The 15,491-nt window shown below is 59.1% G+C and carries 17 protein-coding genes; 11 read left to right on the forward strand and 6 right to left on the reverse strand.

The features are described 5' to 3' along the window. Positions 1–71 precede the first annotated feature (71 nt). Both C1896_05600 and C1896_05605 read left to right on the forward strand, forming a co-directional pair. Positions 72–3,968, forward strand: a complete 3,897-nt coding sequence (locus C1896_05600; protein AZZ44433.1) for a phosphoribosylformylglycinamidine synthase — start codon at positions 72–74, stop codon at positions 3,966–3,968. Between the two features lie 201 nt (positions 3,969–4,169). Next, positions 4,170–4,487: an NGG1p interacting factor NIF3 gene (locus C1896_05605; protein AZZ44434.1), complete on the forward strand. Its 318-nt coding sequence runs from the start codon at positions 4,170–4,172 to the stop codon at positions 4,485–4,487. Between the two features lie 67 nt (positions 4,488–4,554). Here C1896_05605 and C1896_05610 read toward each other — a convergent pair whose 3' ends face one another. The 4 genes from C1896_05610 to C1896_05625 all read right to left on the reverse strand — a co-directional run bounded on the left by C1896_05610 (position 4,555) and on the right by C1896_05625 (position 6,716). Continuing rightward, positions 4,555–4,983 (reverse strand): organic hydroperoxide resistance protein, encoded by a 429-nt coding sequence (locus tag C1896_05610; protein AZZ44435.1) that lies wholly within the window; start codon positions 4,981–4,983, stop codon positions 4,555–4,557. Positions 4,984–5,110: 127 nt separating this feature from the next. After that, positions 5,111–5,560 carry a MarR family transcriptional regulator gene (locus C1896_05615; protein AZZ44436.1) on the reverse strand — a complete coding sequence of 150 codons (450 nt, stop codon included), beginning with the start codon at positions 5,558–5,560 and terminating at the stop codon, positions 5,111–5,113. A gap of 73 nt (positions 5,561–5,633) precedes the next feature. Continuing rightward, positions 5,634–6,134 (reverse strand): hypothetical protein, encoded by a 501-nt coding sequence (locus C1896_05620; GenBank protein ID AZZ44437.1) that lies wholly within the window; start codon positions 6,132–6,134, stop codon positions 5,634–5,636. Positions 6,135–6,161: 27 nt separating this feature from the next. After that, positions 6,162–6,716, reverse strand: a complete 555-nt coding sequence (locus C1896_05625) for an NUDIX hydrolase (GenBank protein ID AZZ44438.1) — start codon at positions 6,714–6,716, stop codon at positions 6,162–6,164. 219 nt (positions 6,717–6,935) lie between these two features. Here C1896_05625 and C1896_05630 point away from each other — a divergent pair, with 219 nt between their 5' ends. From C1896_05630 to purT, 4 genes are read left to right on the forward strand one after another with little or no spacing between them, the layout of a single operon-like run. Then, positions 6,936–7,550, forward strand: coding sequence for a CoA pyrophosphatase (locus C1896_05630; protein AZZ44439.1), 615 nt, complete (start codon positions 6,936–6,938; stop codon positions 7,548–7,550). 2 nt (positions 7,551–7,552) lie between these two features. Further along, the gene (locus C1896_05635) at positions 7,553–8,077 is read left to right on the forward strand and encodes a gamma carbonic anhydrase family protein (GenBank protein AZZ44440.1); all 525 of its coding nucleotides are present in this window, start codon (positions 7,553–7,555) and stop codon (positions 8,075–8,077) included. Next, positions 8,074–8,265, forward strand: coding sequence for a DUF1289 domain-containing protein (locus C1896_05640; protein AZZ44441.1), 192 nt, complete (start codon positions 8,074–8,076; stop codon positions 8,263–8,265). Before C1896_05635 ends, C1896_05640 begins: the two co-directional genes overlap by 4 nt. Positions 8,266–8,322: 57 nt before the next feature. Next, entirely contained in the window at positions 8,323–9,504 is a 1,182-nt protein-coding gene (gene purT, locus C1896_05645) for a phosphoribosylglycinamide formyltransferase 2 (protein AZZ44442.1), read from the forward strand. A gap of 28 nt (positions 9,505–9,532) precedes the next feature. Here the strand turns inward: purT and C1896_05650 are convergent, their stop codons facing one another. Continuing rightward, complete coding sequence (locus C1896_05650) at positions 9,533–10,819, reverse strand: HlyC/CorC family transporter (GenBank protein ID AZZ44443.1); 1,287 nt, start codon at positions 10,817–10,819, stop codon at positions 9,533–9,535. 9 nt (positions 10,820–10,828) lie between these two features. Then, positions 10,829–11,629, reverse strand: coding sequence for an inner membrane protein YpjD (locus C1896_05655; protein AZZ44444.1), 801 nt, complete (start codon positions 11,627–11,629; stop codon positions 10,829–10,831). A 243-nt stretch (positions 11,630–11,872) separates the two neighbouring features. Here C1896_05655 and C1896_05660 point away from each other — a divergent pair, with 243 nt between their 5' ends. From C1896_05660 to C1896_05680, 5 genes are all read left to right on the forward strand, one after another. Further along, positions 11,873–13,252, forward strand: coding sequence for a signal recognition particle protein (locus C1896_05660; GenBank protein ID AZZ44445.1), 1,380 nt, complete (start codon positions 11,873–11,875; stop codon positions 13,250–13,252). A gap of 187 nt (positions 13,253–13,439) precedes the next feature. Next, positions 13,440–13,691 (forward strand): 30S ribosomal protein S16, encoded by a 252-nt coding sequence (locus C1896_05665; protein ID AZZ44446.1) that lies wholly within the window; start codon positions 13,440–13,442, stop codon positions 13,689–13,691. 5 nt (positions 13,692–13,696) lie between these two features. Beyond that, positions 13,697–14,233, forward strand: coding sequence for a ribosome maturation factor RimM (locus C1896_05670; protein ID AZZ44447.1), 537 nt, complete (start codon positions 13,697–13,699; stop codon positions 14,231–14,233). Between the two features lie 5 nt (positions 14,234–14,238). Beyond that, the gene (gene trmD / locus C1896_05675; protein ID AZZ47540.1) at positions 14,239–14,991 is read left to right on the forward strand and encodes a tRNA (guanosine(37)-N1)-methyltransferase TrmD; all 753 of its coding nucleotides are present in this window, start codon (positions 14,239–14,241) and stop codon (positions 14,989–14,991) included. Positions 14,992–15,035: 44 nt separating this feature from the next. Then, entirely contained in the window at positions 15,036–15,386 is a 351-nt protein-coding gene (locus C1896_05680; GenBank protein ID AZZ44448.1) for a 50S ribosomal protein L19, read from the forward strand. The last annotated feature ends 105 nt before the right edge of the window (positions 15,387–15,491 follow it).

Consider the following 15,491-nt stretch of genomic DNA (forward strand, 5'->3'; position numbering starts at 1 on the left):
CTTAGCCTCGGACGTCGTCATGGGCTAGAATACGCGGCCCGACTGCTCCCCCCTCCGAGGCTGTTCCGACGATGTTGATCCTGCGCGGCGCCCCCGCTCTTTCCGCCTTCCGTCACGGTAAGCTCCTGGCCCAATTGACCGATAAGGTCCCCGCTGTCAGCGGGTTGTACGCCGAGTTTGCTCATTTCGCCGAGGTATCCGGCACGCTTGGTGCGGACGAGCAGCAAGTACTGGCCCGGCTGTTGAAGTACGGCCCAAGCGTTCCGGTTCAGGAACCTGCAGGAAGGCTGTTTCTGGTCATTCCACGCTTCGGCACCATCTCGCCATGGTCGAGTAAGGCCAGCGACATTGCGCGCAACTGCGGCCTCGACAAGATTCAGCGCATTGAGCGCGGCATTGCCTACTACGTCGAAGGCGATTTCTCGGAGGCCGATGCTGGCTTGGTCGCAGCGGCTCTGCACGACCGGATGACCCAGCTGGTGCTCGAGCAATTCGAGGGTGCGGCGGATCTGTTTAGCCACGCACAACCCAAACCGCTGCGCGCGATCGATGTACTGGGCGGCGGCCGTGCCGCGCTGGAGCAGGCCAATGTGGAGTTGGGTCTGGCTTTGGCCGAAGACGAGATCGATTACCTTGTTACCAGTTTCAACGGCCTTGGGCGTAACCCGCACGACATCGAGCTGATGATGTTTGCGCAGGCCAACTCGGAGCATTGCCGTCACAAGATTTTCAATGCCAGCTGGGACATCGATGGTGAAAGCCAGGAGAAGTCGCTGTTCGGCATGATCAAGAACACCTTCCAGATGCACGGCGAAGGCGTGCTGTCCGCTTACAAGGACAACTCCGCCGTCATCGTGGGTAACGTGGCCGGACGTTTCTACCCGGACGCGGAAACGGGCGAGTACGCGGCGAACCAGCAGCCCGTGCACATCCTGATGAAAGTGGAAACGCACAACCATCCGACCGCAATCGCGCCGTTCCCAGGCGCGGCCACTGGCTCGGGTGGCGAAATTCGGGACGAGGGCGCTACCGGGCGCGGCGCCAAGCCGAAGGCCGGCCTCACAGGATTCACCGTCTCCAACCTCAACATTCCTGGCTTCGAGCAGCCTTGGGAAGTGCCGTACGGCAAACCCGAGCGCATCGTGACGCCGCTCGACATCATGATCGAGGGGCCGCTGGGTGGCGCAGCGTTCAACAACGAATTCGGCCGTCCGGCCCTGAACGGTTATTTCCGGACCTTCGAGCAGACAATCAGCACCCCGCGAGGCGAAGAAGTGCGGGGTTACCACAAGCCGATCATGCTGGCTGGCGGCATGGGCAACATCCGTGAAGATCATGTTCAGAAAGCCGAGATCTCGGTTGGCGGAAAACTGATCGTGCTCGGTGGCCCGGCGATGCTCATCGGTTTGGGTGGCGGCGCAGCCTCATCCATGGCGACCGGCAGCAGCTCCGCCGATCTGGATTTCGCGTCGGTGCAGCGTGACAACCCTGAGATGGAGCGCCGCTGCCAGGAAGTGATCGATCGCTGCTGGCAACTCGGCGACAAGAACCCGATCAAGTTCATTCACGACGTCGGTGCCGGCGGCCTGTCCAACGCCTTCCCGGAACTGGTCAATGACGGCGGTCGTGGAGGTCGTTTCGAACTGCGCAACGTGCCTAACGATGAGCCTGGCATGGCGCCCCATGAGATCTGGTGCAACGAATCCCAGGAGCGATATGTACTGTCAGTCGATGCGGTGGACCTCGAGCGTTTCGAGGGCATCTGCAAGCGTGAGCGCTGCCCCTTCGCCGTAGTCGGCGAAGCCACGGTCGAGCCGCACCTGACGGTGGCCGACAGCCATTTCGGCAACAATCCGGTTGATATGCCGCTCAACGTCCTGCTCGGCAAAGCGCCGCGCATGCATCGCAGCGCTGTTCGCGAGGCCGAGTTGGGGGATGACTTTTCGCCTGATCAGGTCGACCTGTCCGAGGCGATCGATCGCGTACTTCACCACCCTGCAGTCGCCAGCAAGAGCTTCCTGATCACCATCGGCGATCGCAGCATCACCGGCATGGTCGCGCGCGACCAGATGGTCGGGCCCTGGCAGGTCCCGGTGGCTGATTGCGCAGTCACGGCAACCAGCTATGACGTTTACACCGGCGAAGCCATGGCCATGGGCGAGCGCACACCGCTGGCCCTGCTCGACGCACCCGCATCGGGCCGCATGGCCATCGGCGAAACACTGACCAACCTCGCTGCAGCACGTATCGAGAAGATTTCCGACATCAAACTTTCCGCCAACTGGATGGCCGCTGCTGGGCATCCGGGTGAGGATGCGCGCCTGTTCGACACAGTCAAGGCGGTAGGCATGGAGCTGTGTCCGGAGTTGGGCATCACCATTCCGGTCGGCAAGGACTCCATGTCGATGAAAACCCGCTGGAGCGAAGAGGGCGTAGACAAGTGCGTGACCTCGCCGCTCTCGCTGGTAGTGTCCGGCTTTGCCCCGGTTGTTGATGTCCGCCAGACCCTGACGCCGCAGCTGCGTCTGGACAAGGGCGAAACCGATCTGATCCTCATCGACCTGGGTCGCGGCCAGAACCGTATGGGCGCGTCCATCCTGGCGCAGGTCTACGGCCGGATGGCGCGTCAGGCGCCGGATGTCGACGATGCGGAGGATTTGCAAGCCTTCTTCGCCGTAATTCAGGGGTTGAACGCAGACGGGTTGTTGTTGGCTTACCACGACCGTTCCGACGGCGGTTTGCTGACCACTGCGCTGGAAATGGCGTTCGCCGGCCATTGCGGACTCAACCTCAATCTCGATTCGCTTGTTGAAGCGGCCACTCACATCCCGGCAGCGTTGTTCAACGAAGAGTTGGGGGCGCTGATCCAGGTTCGCCAGGGCGATACGGAAATCGTTCTCGCACAGTTCAGCGCGGCAGGCCTTGCCGATTGCGTTTCGGTCATCGGGCAGCCGGTCAATAACAGCCATGTGGCAATCAAGTTTGAAGGCGCAGATGTTTTCGCCGGTGATCGCCGTCTGCTTCAGCGGCAGTGGTCCGAGACGAGCTATCAGATCCAGCGCCTTCGGGACAATGTTGACTGTGCCGATCAGGAATTCGACGCACTGCTTGAAGAAGACAACCCGGGTTTGAGCGTTACCCTAGGTTTCGACGTGAACGACAATATCGCCGCGCCGTACATCAAGCGTGGCGTGCGGCCCGAGGTGGCGATACTGCGTGAGCAGGGCGTCAATGGGCAGACTGAAATGGCGGCTGCGTTCGACCGTGCAGGTTTCGCCGCCGTCGACGTGCACATGAGCGATATCCTGTCGGGACGCATCAGTCTGGAGCGATTCAAGGGGCTGGTTGCGTGTGGCGGTTTCTCCTACGGCGACGTGTTAGGCGCTGGCGAAGGCTGGGCCAAATCGATTCTGTTCAATGGCCGCGCTCGCGAAGATTTCAGTGCGTTCTTTGAGCGCAAGGACAGCTTTGCCCTTGGCGTCTGCAACGGGTGCCAGATGTTGTCGAACCTTCACGAACTGGTACCCGGCAGCGAGTCCTGGCCGCACTTCGTGCGTAACCGTTCCGAGCAGTTCGAAGCGCGTGTGGCGATGGTACAGATTCAGGATTCCCCGTCGATCTTCCTTCAGGGAATGGCCGGGTCGCGCCTGCCGATTGCCATTGCCCACGGCGAGGGTCACGCGGAATTCGAAAGCGAAGAAGCGCTGCTTGAAGCGGACTTGTCTGGGACGGTAGCGCTGCGCTACATCGACAATCATGGCAAGGTCACCGAGCGCTATCCGGCCAACCCTGGCGGCTCGCCGCGCGGCATTACGGGTCTCACCACGAGGGACGGACGCGTGACGATCATGATGCCGCATCCGGAGCGTGTATTCCGTGCCGTGACCAACTCCTGGCGCCCTGACGAGTGGCAGGAGGATGGCGGCTGGATGCGCATGTTCCGTAATGCCCGGGTCTGGGTAGACTGAGGTTGAATTAGGGTAGAGAGCCCGAAGCGTGCAAGCGTTTCGGGCTTTTTCTTGCCCGAAGACGAGCCGCCCCGCCATTGCTGAACCAAGCAACGACGCCAACGTCTGATCTTGACCTGGGGCACCAATACGCTCTGGACCTGAACACAATCCACTCGGTGGAGCGCATGCTCCGCCAACCGTTTCTGTGCGGAGATGTTGATGTACAAGCTGTGTTTCTATGTTCCGGAAAGCCATCTGGATGCAGTCAAGAAAGCGGTTTTCGCGGCGGGCGCCGGGCGTATTGGCGCTTACGATAGTTGTTGCTGGCAGGTGCTAGGGCACGGGCAGTATCGCCCGCTGGAGGGCAGCACGCCGTTTCTCGGACAGCATGGCCAGGTCCAATCGGTATCCGAGTGGAAGGTTGAACTGGTGGTCGCTGATGAGCTGATCCACGATAGCGTTAAGGCGCTAAAGCACACTCATCCATATGAGACGCCTGCCTTCGAGGTGTGGCGACTATCCGATTTGCAGTTCTGATTGAATGATCTCCAAAGAAAGCCGAGTCGCCATGGGCGACTCGGCTTTCTTTGCTTCATGGGGTCGATCAGACGCTAACGTTGAGGCGAACCTCGATATTCCCGTGTGTAGCGTTGGAGTACGGGCAGACCTTATGCGCGGCTTCGGCCAGCTGCTCGGCTGTGGACTGCTCCAGGCCTGGCAAGCTGACGTTCAGCTCTACTTCGAGCCCGAAACCTCCAGGAATCTGGCCTATGCCAACCTGGGCAGCGACTGACGTATCGGTGGGAAGCGGTTGCTTTAACTGGCTCGCGGCAAACTTGAGTGCGCCAATGAAGCAGGCCGAATATCCTGCGGCGAAGAGTTGCTCCGGGTTGGTGCCATCACCGCCTTGTCCGCCGAGCTCGCGGGGAGTGGACAGTTTTACGTCGAGCAGGCCGTCGGACGACGCAGCTCGGCCGTCGCGGCCTCCGGTTGCGGTGGCAGTGGCTGTATAGAGCGCCTTGATGCTTTGCATGATTCGCTTCCTTCGAGAACGAGTAGGCTGATTAACGTATAGCGATAATATTTATCGCGCAAGGTAAATATCAGCATCTCTCGCGTGCTCATGCGGTTGGCATCAGAAGGGTAAGGCCAGCTAGCGGTCAGTCGCGAGCCAATAATGCGCTTCGAAGGGAAACGAGTTGATCGCGAAGTGCTAGCAACGCTTCGTGTGATTGCCCGGTGCATTCGAGCATGCAGGCGGGAAACTCACGAGCCTGTTCCTTCATTGCCCATCCGGTCTCCGTGAGACGCAATTCGACCACTCGCTCGTCGCGGCTGCTGCGGGTCCGGCTGATGAGGCCTTCTGCTTCCAAACGTTTGAGCAGCGGAGTCAGGGAACCCGGCTCCGTCATGAGGCGAGCACTGATCTCGCTGACTGTGAGGCCGTCGCGCTCCCAGAGAACGAGCATGGCCAGGTACTGCGGGTAGGTCAGGCCGATGCTTTGTAGCAGCGGCTTGTAGGCTTTGGTCATCTGCAACGAAGCAGAATACAGAGCGAAACACAGCTGATGGTCCAGCTGCAATTGCTCGTCTGAAGAGGGCTTCGTCATGGGTGGTCGAATGGCAAGGAAATGGCCTTCACGTTAACGCGCAGCCTTGCCTGCTGCCAAGCTCGGCGCTGATTCAGGGACGAATCTCTATCAGGGTGCCGTCTTTCACCAGATTCCAGATTTCGCGCATATCATCGTTCTTCAGGGCGATGCAGCCCTCAGTCCAGTCGAGCGTGTGGAAGTACCATTCGGGATACTCCTCATCGACCGGTGTGCCGTGCAACATGATCATGCTGCCCGGTTTCGCGCCTTCGCTGCTTGCGCGTGCCAGATCCTTCGGGTTCGGGTAGGAGATATGCATCGCGAGGTTGTACTTGTCAGAGACTTTGCGCCAGTCGATCCAGTAAAGGCCTTCGGGGGTACGCTGGTCACCTTCGCGCTGTTTGGGCCCGGCTTGCTTGCCGAGGGAAACGCGGTAGCTCTTCATGCTGACGCCGCGGCTGATCAAATGAAGCTTGCGCTCGGACTTGACCACCAAGACCTTGTCGATGAAAGCCTCGTCAAGGGCAGGGGCCGCGTTTGCAAAGGAAAGGGTGGCGAAACTAAAGCAGACAATCGCTAACAGCCAGCGCATTGGGGCGAATCCTGAATCCAAACTGCATCAGACCTGTCTGCGCGCCACCCGCATTGCCTCGATGGCTTCGTTGCGCACCGGGAAGGTCTGCTGCACCCGGTCGGCGAAGAAGTATTCTAGGGTACGGCCAACGGTCGGAAAAGCCAGCTCTGACCAAGGGATGTCGGCTTGTCGGAAAAGCCTGACTTCCAGACTTTCGTCTCCTGGAGAAAATCGCTCATCGACCAGCTCTGCGCGGAAGAACATGTAGACCTGGTTGATGTGCGGCAAGTCGAACAGCGTATAAAGCTGCAGATCGGAGACCCGGGCGCAGGCTTCCTCAAGTGTTTCCCGCGCTGCTGCCTGCTGTACGGTTTCGCCGTTTTCCATGAAGCCTGCAGGCAGCGTCCAGTATCCGCGTCGTGGTTCGATTGCGCGTCGGCAAAGCAACACATGTTCATCCCAGACGGGCAGGCAGCCAGCAACGATGCGTGGGTTTTGGTAGTGAATCGTATCGCAGGACGCACAGACGAATCGCCGTCTGTTGTCTCCGTCGGGCACCCGCTCAATGACCGAGTCGCCGCACTGGCTGCAAAATTTCATCACGACTCCTTCGTTTGCGTATTTCGTTCGGCCGGATTCGATAAGCGAGCTGGCTATTGCTGAGAGCCGGCCTGTTGCGAAAAGTTTGCCAGCAACGATTGGCTTGGTCGAACCTGTCCACTTTCGCTGCGCCAGGGCGGCTGGATTTTGGCTTGGCCTGTCTTGGGCGCCTCGGTGATTCATGCCATGATGCCAGTCAAAGACAGAAAGAGAAGTTCCATGCTGGACAAGATTCTCCAACGGGTGCGTGATTACTCTCCGCATCTTCTGGAGCCGGAGGGCAGGATGCCCGAGGCGGCCGTACTGATGCCCATTACCCGCAGTGATTCGCCGGAACTGGTGCTGACGCTGCGCGCCAGTGGTCTTTCTACTCATGGTGGCGAGGTGGCGTTCCCCGGAGGGCGGCGCGACCCAGAGGATCGTGACCTGATCCATACCGCGCTGCGCGAAGCTGAAGAAGAGGTTGGACTGGCGCCTGGAATAGTGGAAATCGTTGGGCCTCTCAGCAGCCTGGTTTCGCTGCACGGTATTCATGTCACGCCTTTTGTCGGCATCGTGCCGGACTACGTCGAATATCGCGCCAACGATGCGGAGATTGCCTCAGTGTTCTCCGTGCCGCTGGATTTCTTCTGCCAGGATGCGCGTGAAGTGACCCACCGGATCGACTATCAGGGCGGTGCTTGGTACGTCCCGTCTTACCGATATGGCGAATACAAAATCTGGGGGCTGACAGCGATCATGATCGTCGAGTTGGTCAACCTGATATATGACGCCGGGATCGAAATGCGTCGGCCTCCCGCGTCCTATATCGATCTGAGTCAGAAGAGGTCATAACCGTGAAATATCGCTTGGGTGTTTCCCTCGTTGAAACCCATCCGCAGAGCTGGGTAGCGCCAAATGCAACGCTGGTCGGCAAGATTCGCCTGGAGGCTGGTGCCAACGTCTGGTTTGGTGCGGTGCTGCGGGGTGACAACGAGCTGATCCATATCGGTGCAAACAGCAACGTCCAGGACGGCAGTGTCATGCATACCGACATGGGCTATCCGCTGACGCTGGGGACCGGCGTTACCGTCGGCCATAACGCCATGCTGCACGGCTGCACCGTCGGCGATTACAGTCTGGTGGGGATCAACGCCGTTATCCTCAACGGCGCGAAGATCGGCAAGTATTGCATCATCGGCGCTAATACCTTGATCGCCGAAGGCAAGGAAATTCCGGACGGTTCCTTGGTGGTCGGTTCGCCAGGCAAGGTGGTGCGCGAATTGACCGATCAGCAGAAGAAAATGCTCGAAGCGAGCGCGGCGCATTATGTACATAACGCCCAGCGCTATGCGCGTGATCTGGCGGAGCAGGACGATTGACTGCAGACGAAAAGCCGGTTGCATCACCCTGTGTAAGTGTTTGTGCGTTGAACGACGACGATATCTGCACGGGCTGCCAGCGCAGTATTGACGAGATTCGTCGCTGGGGGCGGATGGATAATCCCGAGCGGCGACAGGTACTGCTGCGTTGTCATGAGCGCGCGCTCCAAAGTGGTCTGCTGTTCTAGCGCTGAAGCACAGCACCTTGCTGATCGTCTTTTTCTTTTTGTACAACGAGGAATGTCATGCCCCGAATTGGTACGCCGTTATCGGCCAGCGCTACCCGCGTGCTGCTCTGTGGTTCTGGTGAGCTCGGCAAGGAGCTGGCGATCGAGCTTCAGCGTCTGGGTGTGGAGGTCATCGCGGTAGACCGTTACGCCAACGCCCCAGCCATGCAGGTTGCGCACCGTCACCATGTGATCGACATGCTCGATGGTGCAGCGTTGCGGGGCGTCATCGAACAGGAAAAGCCGCACTTTATCGTTCCTGAAATCGAGGCGATCGCCACTGCGACGCTAGTGGATCTGGAGCGTGAGGGCTATACCGTTATTCCTACGGCGCGGGCCGCACAGCTCACCATGAACCGGGAAGGTATCCGCCGGCTGGCCGCTGAGGATCTCGCGCTACCAACCTCGCCATACCGTTTCGCTGATTCGCTGGAGGAGTGCCGTTCAGCGGTCTCTGCGCTCGGCTTTCCCTGTCTGATCAAGCCTGTCATGAGCTCCTCGGGCAAGGGGCAATCGGTTCTGCGCAGTGAGGCTGATCTCCTCGAGGCCTGGGAATATGCCCAGGCCGGTGGCCGAGCAGGGAAGGGGCGCGTGATCGTCGAAGGCTTCATCGATTTCGATTATGAAATTACGTTGCTGACCGTTCGGCATGCGGGCGGGACCACCTTCTGTCCTGCGGTGGGACATCGGCAGGAAAGGGGTGACTATCAGGAGTCGTGGCAGCCGCAACCGATGACGGCTGCAGCGATGGTCGAGGCCGAGCGAATTGCCCTGGCGGTCACCGGCGCATTGGGCGGGCGCGGCATCTTTGGTGTCGAGCTGTTTATCAAGGGCGACAAGGTCTGGTTCTGCGAGGTTTCACCAAGGCCGCATGATACGGGCCTGGTAACCCTGATATCTCAAGACTTGTCCGAGTTCGCCTTGCATGCGCGAGCCATCCTTGGACTGCCAATTCCGGCGATCCGCCAGTTCGGCCCGTCTGCTTCCGCCGTGGTGCTGGTGGAGGGCGAATCCGATCAGGTGAGCTTCGGCAATCTGGCTGCTGCGTTGGCCGAGCCGGATACCGCGCTGCGGTTGTTCGGCAAGCCGGGCGTCAGTGGGCAGCGACGTATGGGTGTTGCGCTGGCTCGTGACGCATCGATAGAAGCGGCGCGTGGTAAGGCGTTGCGGGCGGCCTCGGCGATTGATGCAAAGCTATAGTTACCCTGGCTCGCCATTGAGGCGCCGACTATTGAGTGTCGCTTTTTGATTCCTCAGGCGCCTCGATTACCCAGGCACGCACGCTTTTGACGCGGTTGTCCGCAGCCTGCAGGATCTCGAGTCGGTACTGGTTGATCTGCAGGCATATCCCACTATCCGGGATGTGTTCGAGTGCCTCTGTAATCAACCCGTTCAGCGTCTTGGGGCCATCGCAGGGTAGCTGCCAACCCAGGGCGCGGTTGACTTCACGCAAGTATGCGGCGCCGTCGATTACCAGGGTGCCGTCGTCCTGCGGGTGTATGTCCGGGCTGCGCAGCGCGTCCTGATTGCTGAACTCGCCGACGATCTCTTCGAGAATGTCTTCCAGGGTCACGATTCCCAGCACATCACCATACTCGTCGACGACGATGCCGATCCGGCGTTTTTGCTTCTGGAAGTTGACCAATTGGGTGGAGAGGGGGGTGTTCTCCGGAATGAAGTAAGGGTCGTTGCATGCTTCCAGCAGGCTTTCTCGGGTCAGCTGATCATGGCTGAGCAGGCGCGCGATCTGACGCATGTGCACGATGCCTTCGATCTGGTTGATGTCCTTGCGAAACACGGGAAGGCGGGTATGAGGTGTCGTGCGCAATTGAGTCACGATGGTTTCGAGGTCATCTTCCAGGTCTATGCCGGCGACCTCATTACGCGGAATCATGATGTCGTCGACGGTCACCCGTTCTAGGTCGAGGATACCGAGCAGCATGCTTTGCCGTTTCATCGGCATGTCACTTCCCGATTCATGGACCACGCTACGCAGTTCTTCTGTAGACAGGCTGTCGCTACCTTTGTTGGTTAGATCAACACCGAGCAGCCTGAGCAATCCATTGCTGATCCAGTTGAGCAACGCCACCAGCGGATACAGTACCTTTTGTAGCATCAGCAGCGGGAGGCTGACGGGGTAGGCAACTGCTTCAGGCCGCAGGGCTGCGAGGGTTTTTGGTGTTATTTCCCCGAAAATCAGCAGGACTATCGTCAGGCCGATGGTTGCGATCGCAATCCCGGCCTCCCCCCACAGCTTGATGGCTAGGACGGTGGCAATGGCAGAAGCGAGGATGTTGACGAAGTTGTTGCCGACCAGGATGGTCCCGAGCAGCCTGTCTGGCCGTTCAAGCAGGACGCTAGCGCGTTTTGCTCCGCGGTGCCCTTCCTTGGCCTGGTGGCGCAGGCGATAGCGGTTGAGGCTGAGCATTCCGGTTTCGGAGCTGGAAAAAAAAGCCGAGCACAACAGCAGGAAGACCAGCATGCCGAGCAGAAAGCCGGGGTGTAGATTTTCCACGTAGTGGTCCTAGATGTGCAGAATGAATTCGCGGACCAGCTTGCTGCCGAAGTAAGCCAGCATCAGCAAGCAGAAGCCTGCCAGTGTCCAGCGGATGGCCTTGTAGCCACGCCAGCCTAGCTGATGGCGGCCCCATAGCAGCAGGCCGAAGACCACCCAGGCGACCACCGACAGCAGCGTTTTGTGTACCAGATGCTGGGCAAACAGGTTATCGAGGAAGATCCAGCCGGAAATGAGCGATGCTGACAACAGTAGCCAGCCGGCTAGCAAGAAGCCGAACAGCAGGCTCTCCATGGTCTGCAGCGGAGGGAAGTTCTTGATCAGGCCGGACGGGTGCTTGTGCTTGAGATGATGATCCTGCAGCAGCAATAGCAACGATTGAAACACGGCGATCGTGAGCATCCCGTAAGCAAGGATGGAAAACAGGATGTGCGCCAGTATCCCCGGCTGCTCGGCGATAGCGGGTGCCGTGCCGGACGGTGCAAACTGGGCGAACAGCACCGTCAGGCAGCCGAGGGGGAAGAGCAGCAGCAGCAGATTTTCGACAGGCATTCGGTAAAGCGCGAGCAGGATCAGCAGAATTACGGCCGCAGCAATCAGGCTCGAGGCGGTGAAGAAGTCCAGGTGCAGGCCGCTCGGTGACAACAACTGGATGAATAGACTCACGCCGTGTGCAACGAGCGCCAAGGCGCCCAGGATAAGAAGCAGACGCTTGTCCGGCACGGTGCGTTGCGCCAGGCGCAGGCCCTGGTATCCGGTGACGCCAGCATAGAGGCAGGCGGCGGCTAGGCTCGGGAGCAAAGGGTGCATAGGTCTGTTAGTAGGCTCGAAAGGCGCTGAGTGTGGCATAAACACCGGGTGCGCAAAAGTACACGGTTGGCTGCCGGTACTGCCGTGGCGCGGGTCAATGGGCGGACAACCGACAGGTGGCGGTGCCCCTGGCAGGTATGGATTTGTCCTGCTCGATGAAAAGCACGGGCGGCGGGGTACCGGCCTGGGGCATGCAGCTTCTATAATCGGCGCCTTAACCACACCCAGCGTGGAAAACGGCACATGTTTGAAAACCTAACCGACCGCCTCTCCCAGACGCTTCGCCATGTTACCGGCAAGGCCAAACTGACCGAGGACAATATCAAGGACACCTTGCGCGAAGTTCGCATGGCATTGCTAGAAGCCGATGTCGCGCTACCCGTGGTCAAGGAGTTCGTCGCCAGGGTCAAGGACAGGGCAGTCGGTACGGAGGTCTCCAAGAGCCTGACGCCTGGTCAGGCTTTTGTGAAGATCGTTCGCGCCGAGCTGGAAGAGCTGATGGGCGCGGCCAACGAAGACCTTGATCTTAGTGTGGTGCCGCCCGCGGTAGTACTGATGGCAGGCCTGCAGGGCGCGGGTAAGACGACGACGGTCGGCAAGCTGGCAAGGTTCCTCAAAGAGCGCAAGAAGAAGTCGGTGCTGGTGGTTTCAGCCGACGTCTATCGCCCGGCAGCGATCAAACAGCTGGAGATGCTCGCGACGGAAGTAGGGGTGACTTTTTTCCCTTCCGATACCAGCCAGAAACCCGTGGAAATCGCACTGGCGGCGATTCGTGAGGCCAAGCTCAAATACATCGATGTGGTGCTCGTCGATACGGCCGGCCGGCTGGCCATAGATGCTGAAATGATGGCCGAAATCCAGGCCGTTCATGCGGCGATCAAGCCGGCCGAGACATTGTTCGTGGTTGACGCCATGACGGGTCAGGACGCTGCGAACACTGCTAAGGCGTTCGGTGAGGCGCTCCCTTTGACCGGTGTGGTGCTGACCAAGGTCGACGGTGACGCGCGCGGCGGCGCTGCCCTGTCGGTGCGACATATCACGGGCAAGCCGATCAAGTTTCTCGGCATGGGTGAGAAGAGTGACGCGCTCGAGCCGTTTCATCCGGACCGGATCGCCTCCCGAATCCTGGGCATGGGCGATGTGCTCAGCCTGATCGAGCAGGCTGAGCAAACGCTCGATCGGGAAAAGGCCGAGAAGCTCACCAAGAAGCTGAAGAAGGGCAAAGGTTTCGATCTGGAAGATTTCCGTGATCAGCTTCAGCAAATGAAAAACATGGGTGGCCTAGGCGGCTTGATGGATAAGCTGCCATCGATCGGCGGTGTGAATCTGTCGCAAATGGGTAATGCGCAGGGCGCGGCGGAGAAGCAGTTCAAGCAGATGGAGGCCATCATCAACTCGATGACGCCTGTTGAGCGGCGCAACCCGGACATCATCAGCGGTTCGCGCAAGCGCCGCATCGCCATGGGTTCCGGCACACAAGTGCAAGATATTGGTCGTCTGATCAAGCAGCACAAGCAGATGCAGAAAATGATGAAAAAGGTCAGCGGCAAAGGCGGCATGGCGAAGATGATGCGCGGCATGGGCGGCATGTTTCCAGGCGGCGGCGGAATGCCCAAGTTCTAAAGTTTCGAGCGTTTCAGCGGGTTCTTCACCGGGGCCTGCTGAGGCTGGACAGGCCTGCTGCCGAGGCTTGAGATTGTTTTTGAAAAAGCCATTTGCAAAAGTCCGGATAATCCTTAGAATATGCGGCCTTTCGGGCCTTGAGCCCTGCATTCAGATTTGCTGTACCGACTACAGGAACGATGTTCACATGGTAACTATTCGTCTCGCCCGTGGCGGCTCCAAGAAGCGCCCTTTCTACCACCTGACCGTGACCAACAGCCGCAACCCGCGCGATGGTCGCTTCGTTGAGCGTATCGGTTTCTTCAATCCGATCGCCTCGGGTGCGGAAGTGAAGCTCTCTGTAAACCAGGAGCGTGCTGCCTATTGGTTGAGCCAGGGCGCACAGCCGTCTGAGCGTGTTGCTCAGCTGCTGAAGGAAGCTGGCAAGGCTGCTGCCTGAAACACATGAACGTCACGTCAGCCCCGACCGAAGACCTGATCGTTATCGGCAAAATCGTTTCGGTGCATGGCGTGCGTGGTGACGTAAAGATCTACTCCTTTACCGATCCGATTGACAATTTGCTGGACTATCGTCGCTGGACGCTGAGGCGAGGCGAAGAAGTCAAGCAAGTTGAACTGGTCAAGGGTCGCCTGCAAGGCAAGATCCTGGTGGCGACGCTGAAGGGGCTGGCTGATCGTGAAGAGGCGCGTACCTACGCCGATTTCGAGATCTGCATCCCCCGCAGCGAATTGCCTCCGTTGACCGGTGATGATTATTACTGGTTCCAGCTTCAGGGCCTGACGGTCATCAACCAGCTCGGGCAAGTGCTCGGTCGGGTTGATCATCTGCTCGAAACCGGCGCCAACGACGTGCTGGTGGTCAAGCCGTTCGACGGCAGTCTGGATGATCGTGAGCGCTTGCTGCCCTATACCGACCTCTGTGTGTTGAAGGTCGATTTGGACGCAGGCGAGATGCGTGTCGAATGGGACGCGGACTTCTGAGCAACATGTCCAGCTTGCGTGTCGATGTGATCACTCTGTTCCCCGATATGTTCGCTGCCATCGGTGAATACGGCATCACTAGTCGTGCGGTGAAGCAGGGGCTACTGCAGCTGCAATGCTGGAATCCCCGAAGCTACACGGAAGATCGCCATCAGACAGTCGACGATCGCCCTTTTGGGGGTGGCCCCGGCATGGTGATGAAGATCAAGCCCTTGGAACTCGCACTGGCCGATGCCAGGCAGGCCGCTGGGGAAAAGGCGAAGGTGATATACCTGTCGCCGCAGGGGCGTCAGCTGAAGCAGGCTGATGTTCGTGATCTCGCGAACGAGAGTGGACTTATCCTCATCGCTGGCCGCTACGAAGGCATCGATGAGCGTTTCATCGAAGCGCATGTGGATGAAGAATGGTCGATTGGCGACTATGTGCTGTCCGGTGGTGAATTACCGGCAATGGTGCTGATCGATGCAGTGACCCGTCTGCTCCCTGGGGCATTGGGTCATGCTGATTCGGCCGAGGAGGATTCGTTTACTGACGGCCTGCTCGACTGCCCGCATTACACGCGACCGGAGGTGTATGCGGATAATCGTGTTCCTGAGGTGCTGCTCAGCGGCAACCACGAACACATCCGGCGCTGGCGTTTGCAGCAGTCCCTCGGAAGGACCTGGGAACGCCGCGCTGATCTTCTGGATAGCCGCTCGCTTTCTGGGGAAGAACAAAAGCTGCTGACGGAATACATCCGTCAGCGGGACGATAGTTAAACGTATCGATGGCACGCCATGACGGCCTGTCTTAGGAGCACAGCATGACTAACAAGATTATCCAGGCGCTCGAAGCAGAGCAGATGACCAAAGAGCTGCCGCCGTTCGCCCCTGGTGACACCGTGGTTGTCCAGGTGAAGGTGAAGGAAGGCGAGCGTGAGCGTCTGCAGGCCTTTGAAGGTGTCGTAATCGGCAAGCGTAACCGTGGCCTGAACAGCGCTTTCACCGTTCGCAAGATCTCCAACGGTGTTGGTGTTGAGCGTACGTTCCAGTATTACAGCCCGATGGTCGACAGCCTCAGCGTCAAGCGCCGTGGCGATGTCCGCAAAGCCAAGCTGTACTACCTCCGCGCGTTGTCCGGCAAGGCAGCCCGCATCAAGGAAAAGCTTTCCTGAGGAAAGCTTCCTTCAGAAAAAGCAGCCTACGGGCTGCTTTTTTTATGGGGATTATCTGGCTTCTAGATTTTCGAAGGGTACGAACCGTCGTAGTCCAAAAGGTAC

The sequence above is a fragment of the Pseudomonadaceae bacterium SI-3 genome, assembly GCA_004010935.1.
Classification (GTDB): Bacteria; Pseudomonadota; Gammaproteobacteria; order Pseudomonadales; family Pseudomonadaceae; genus Stutzerimonas.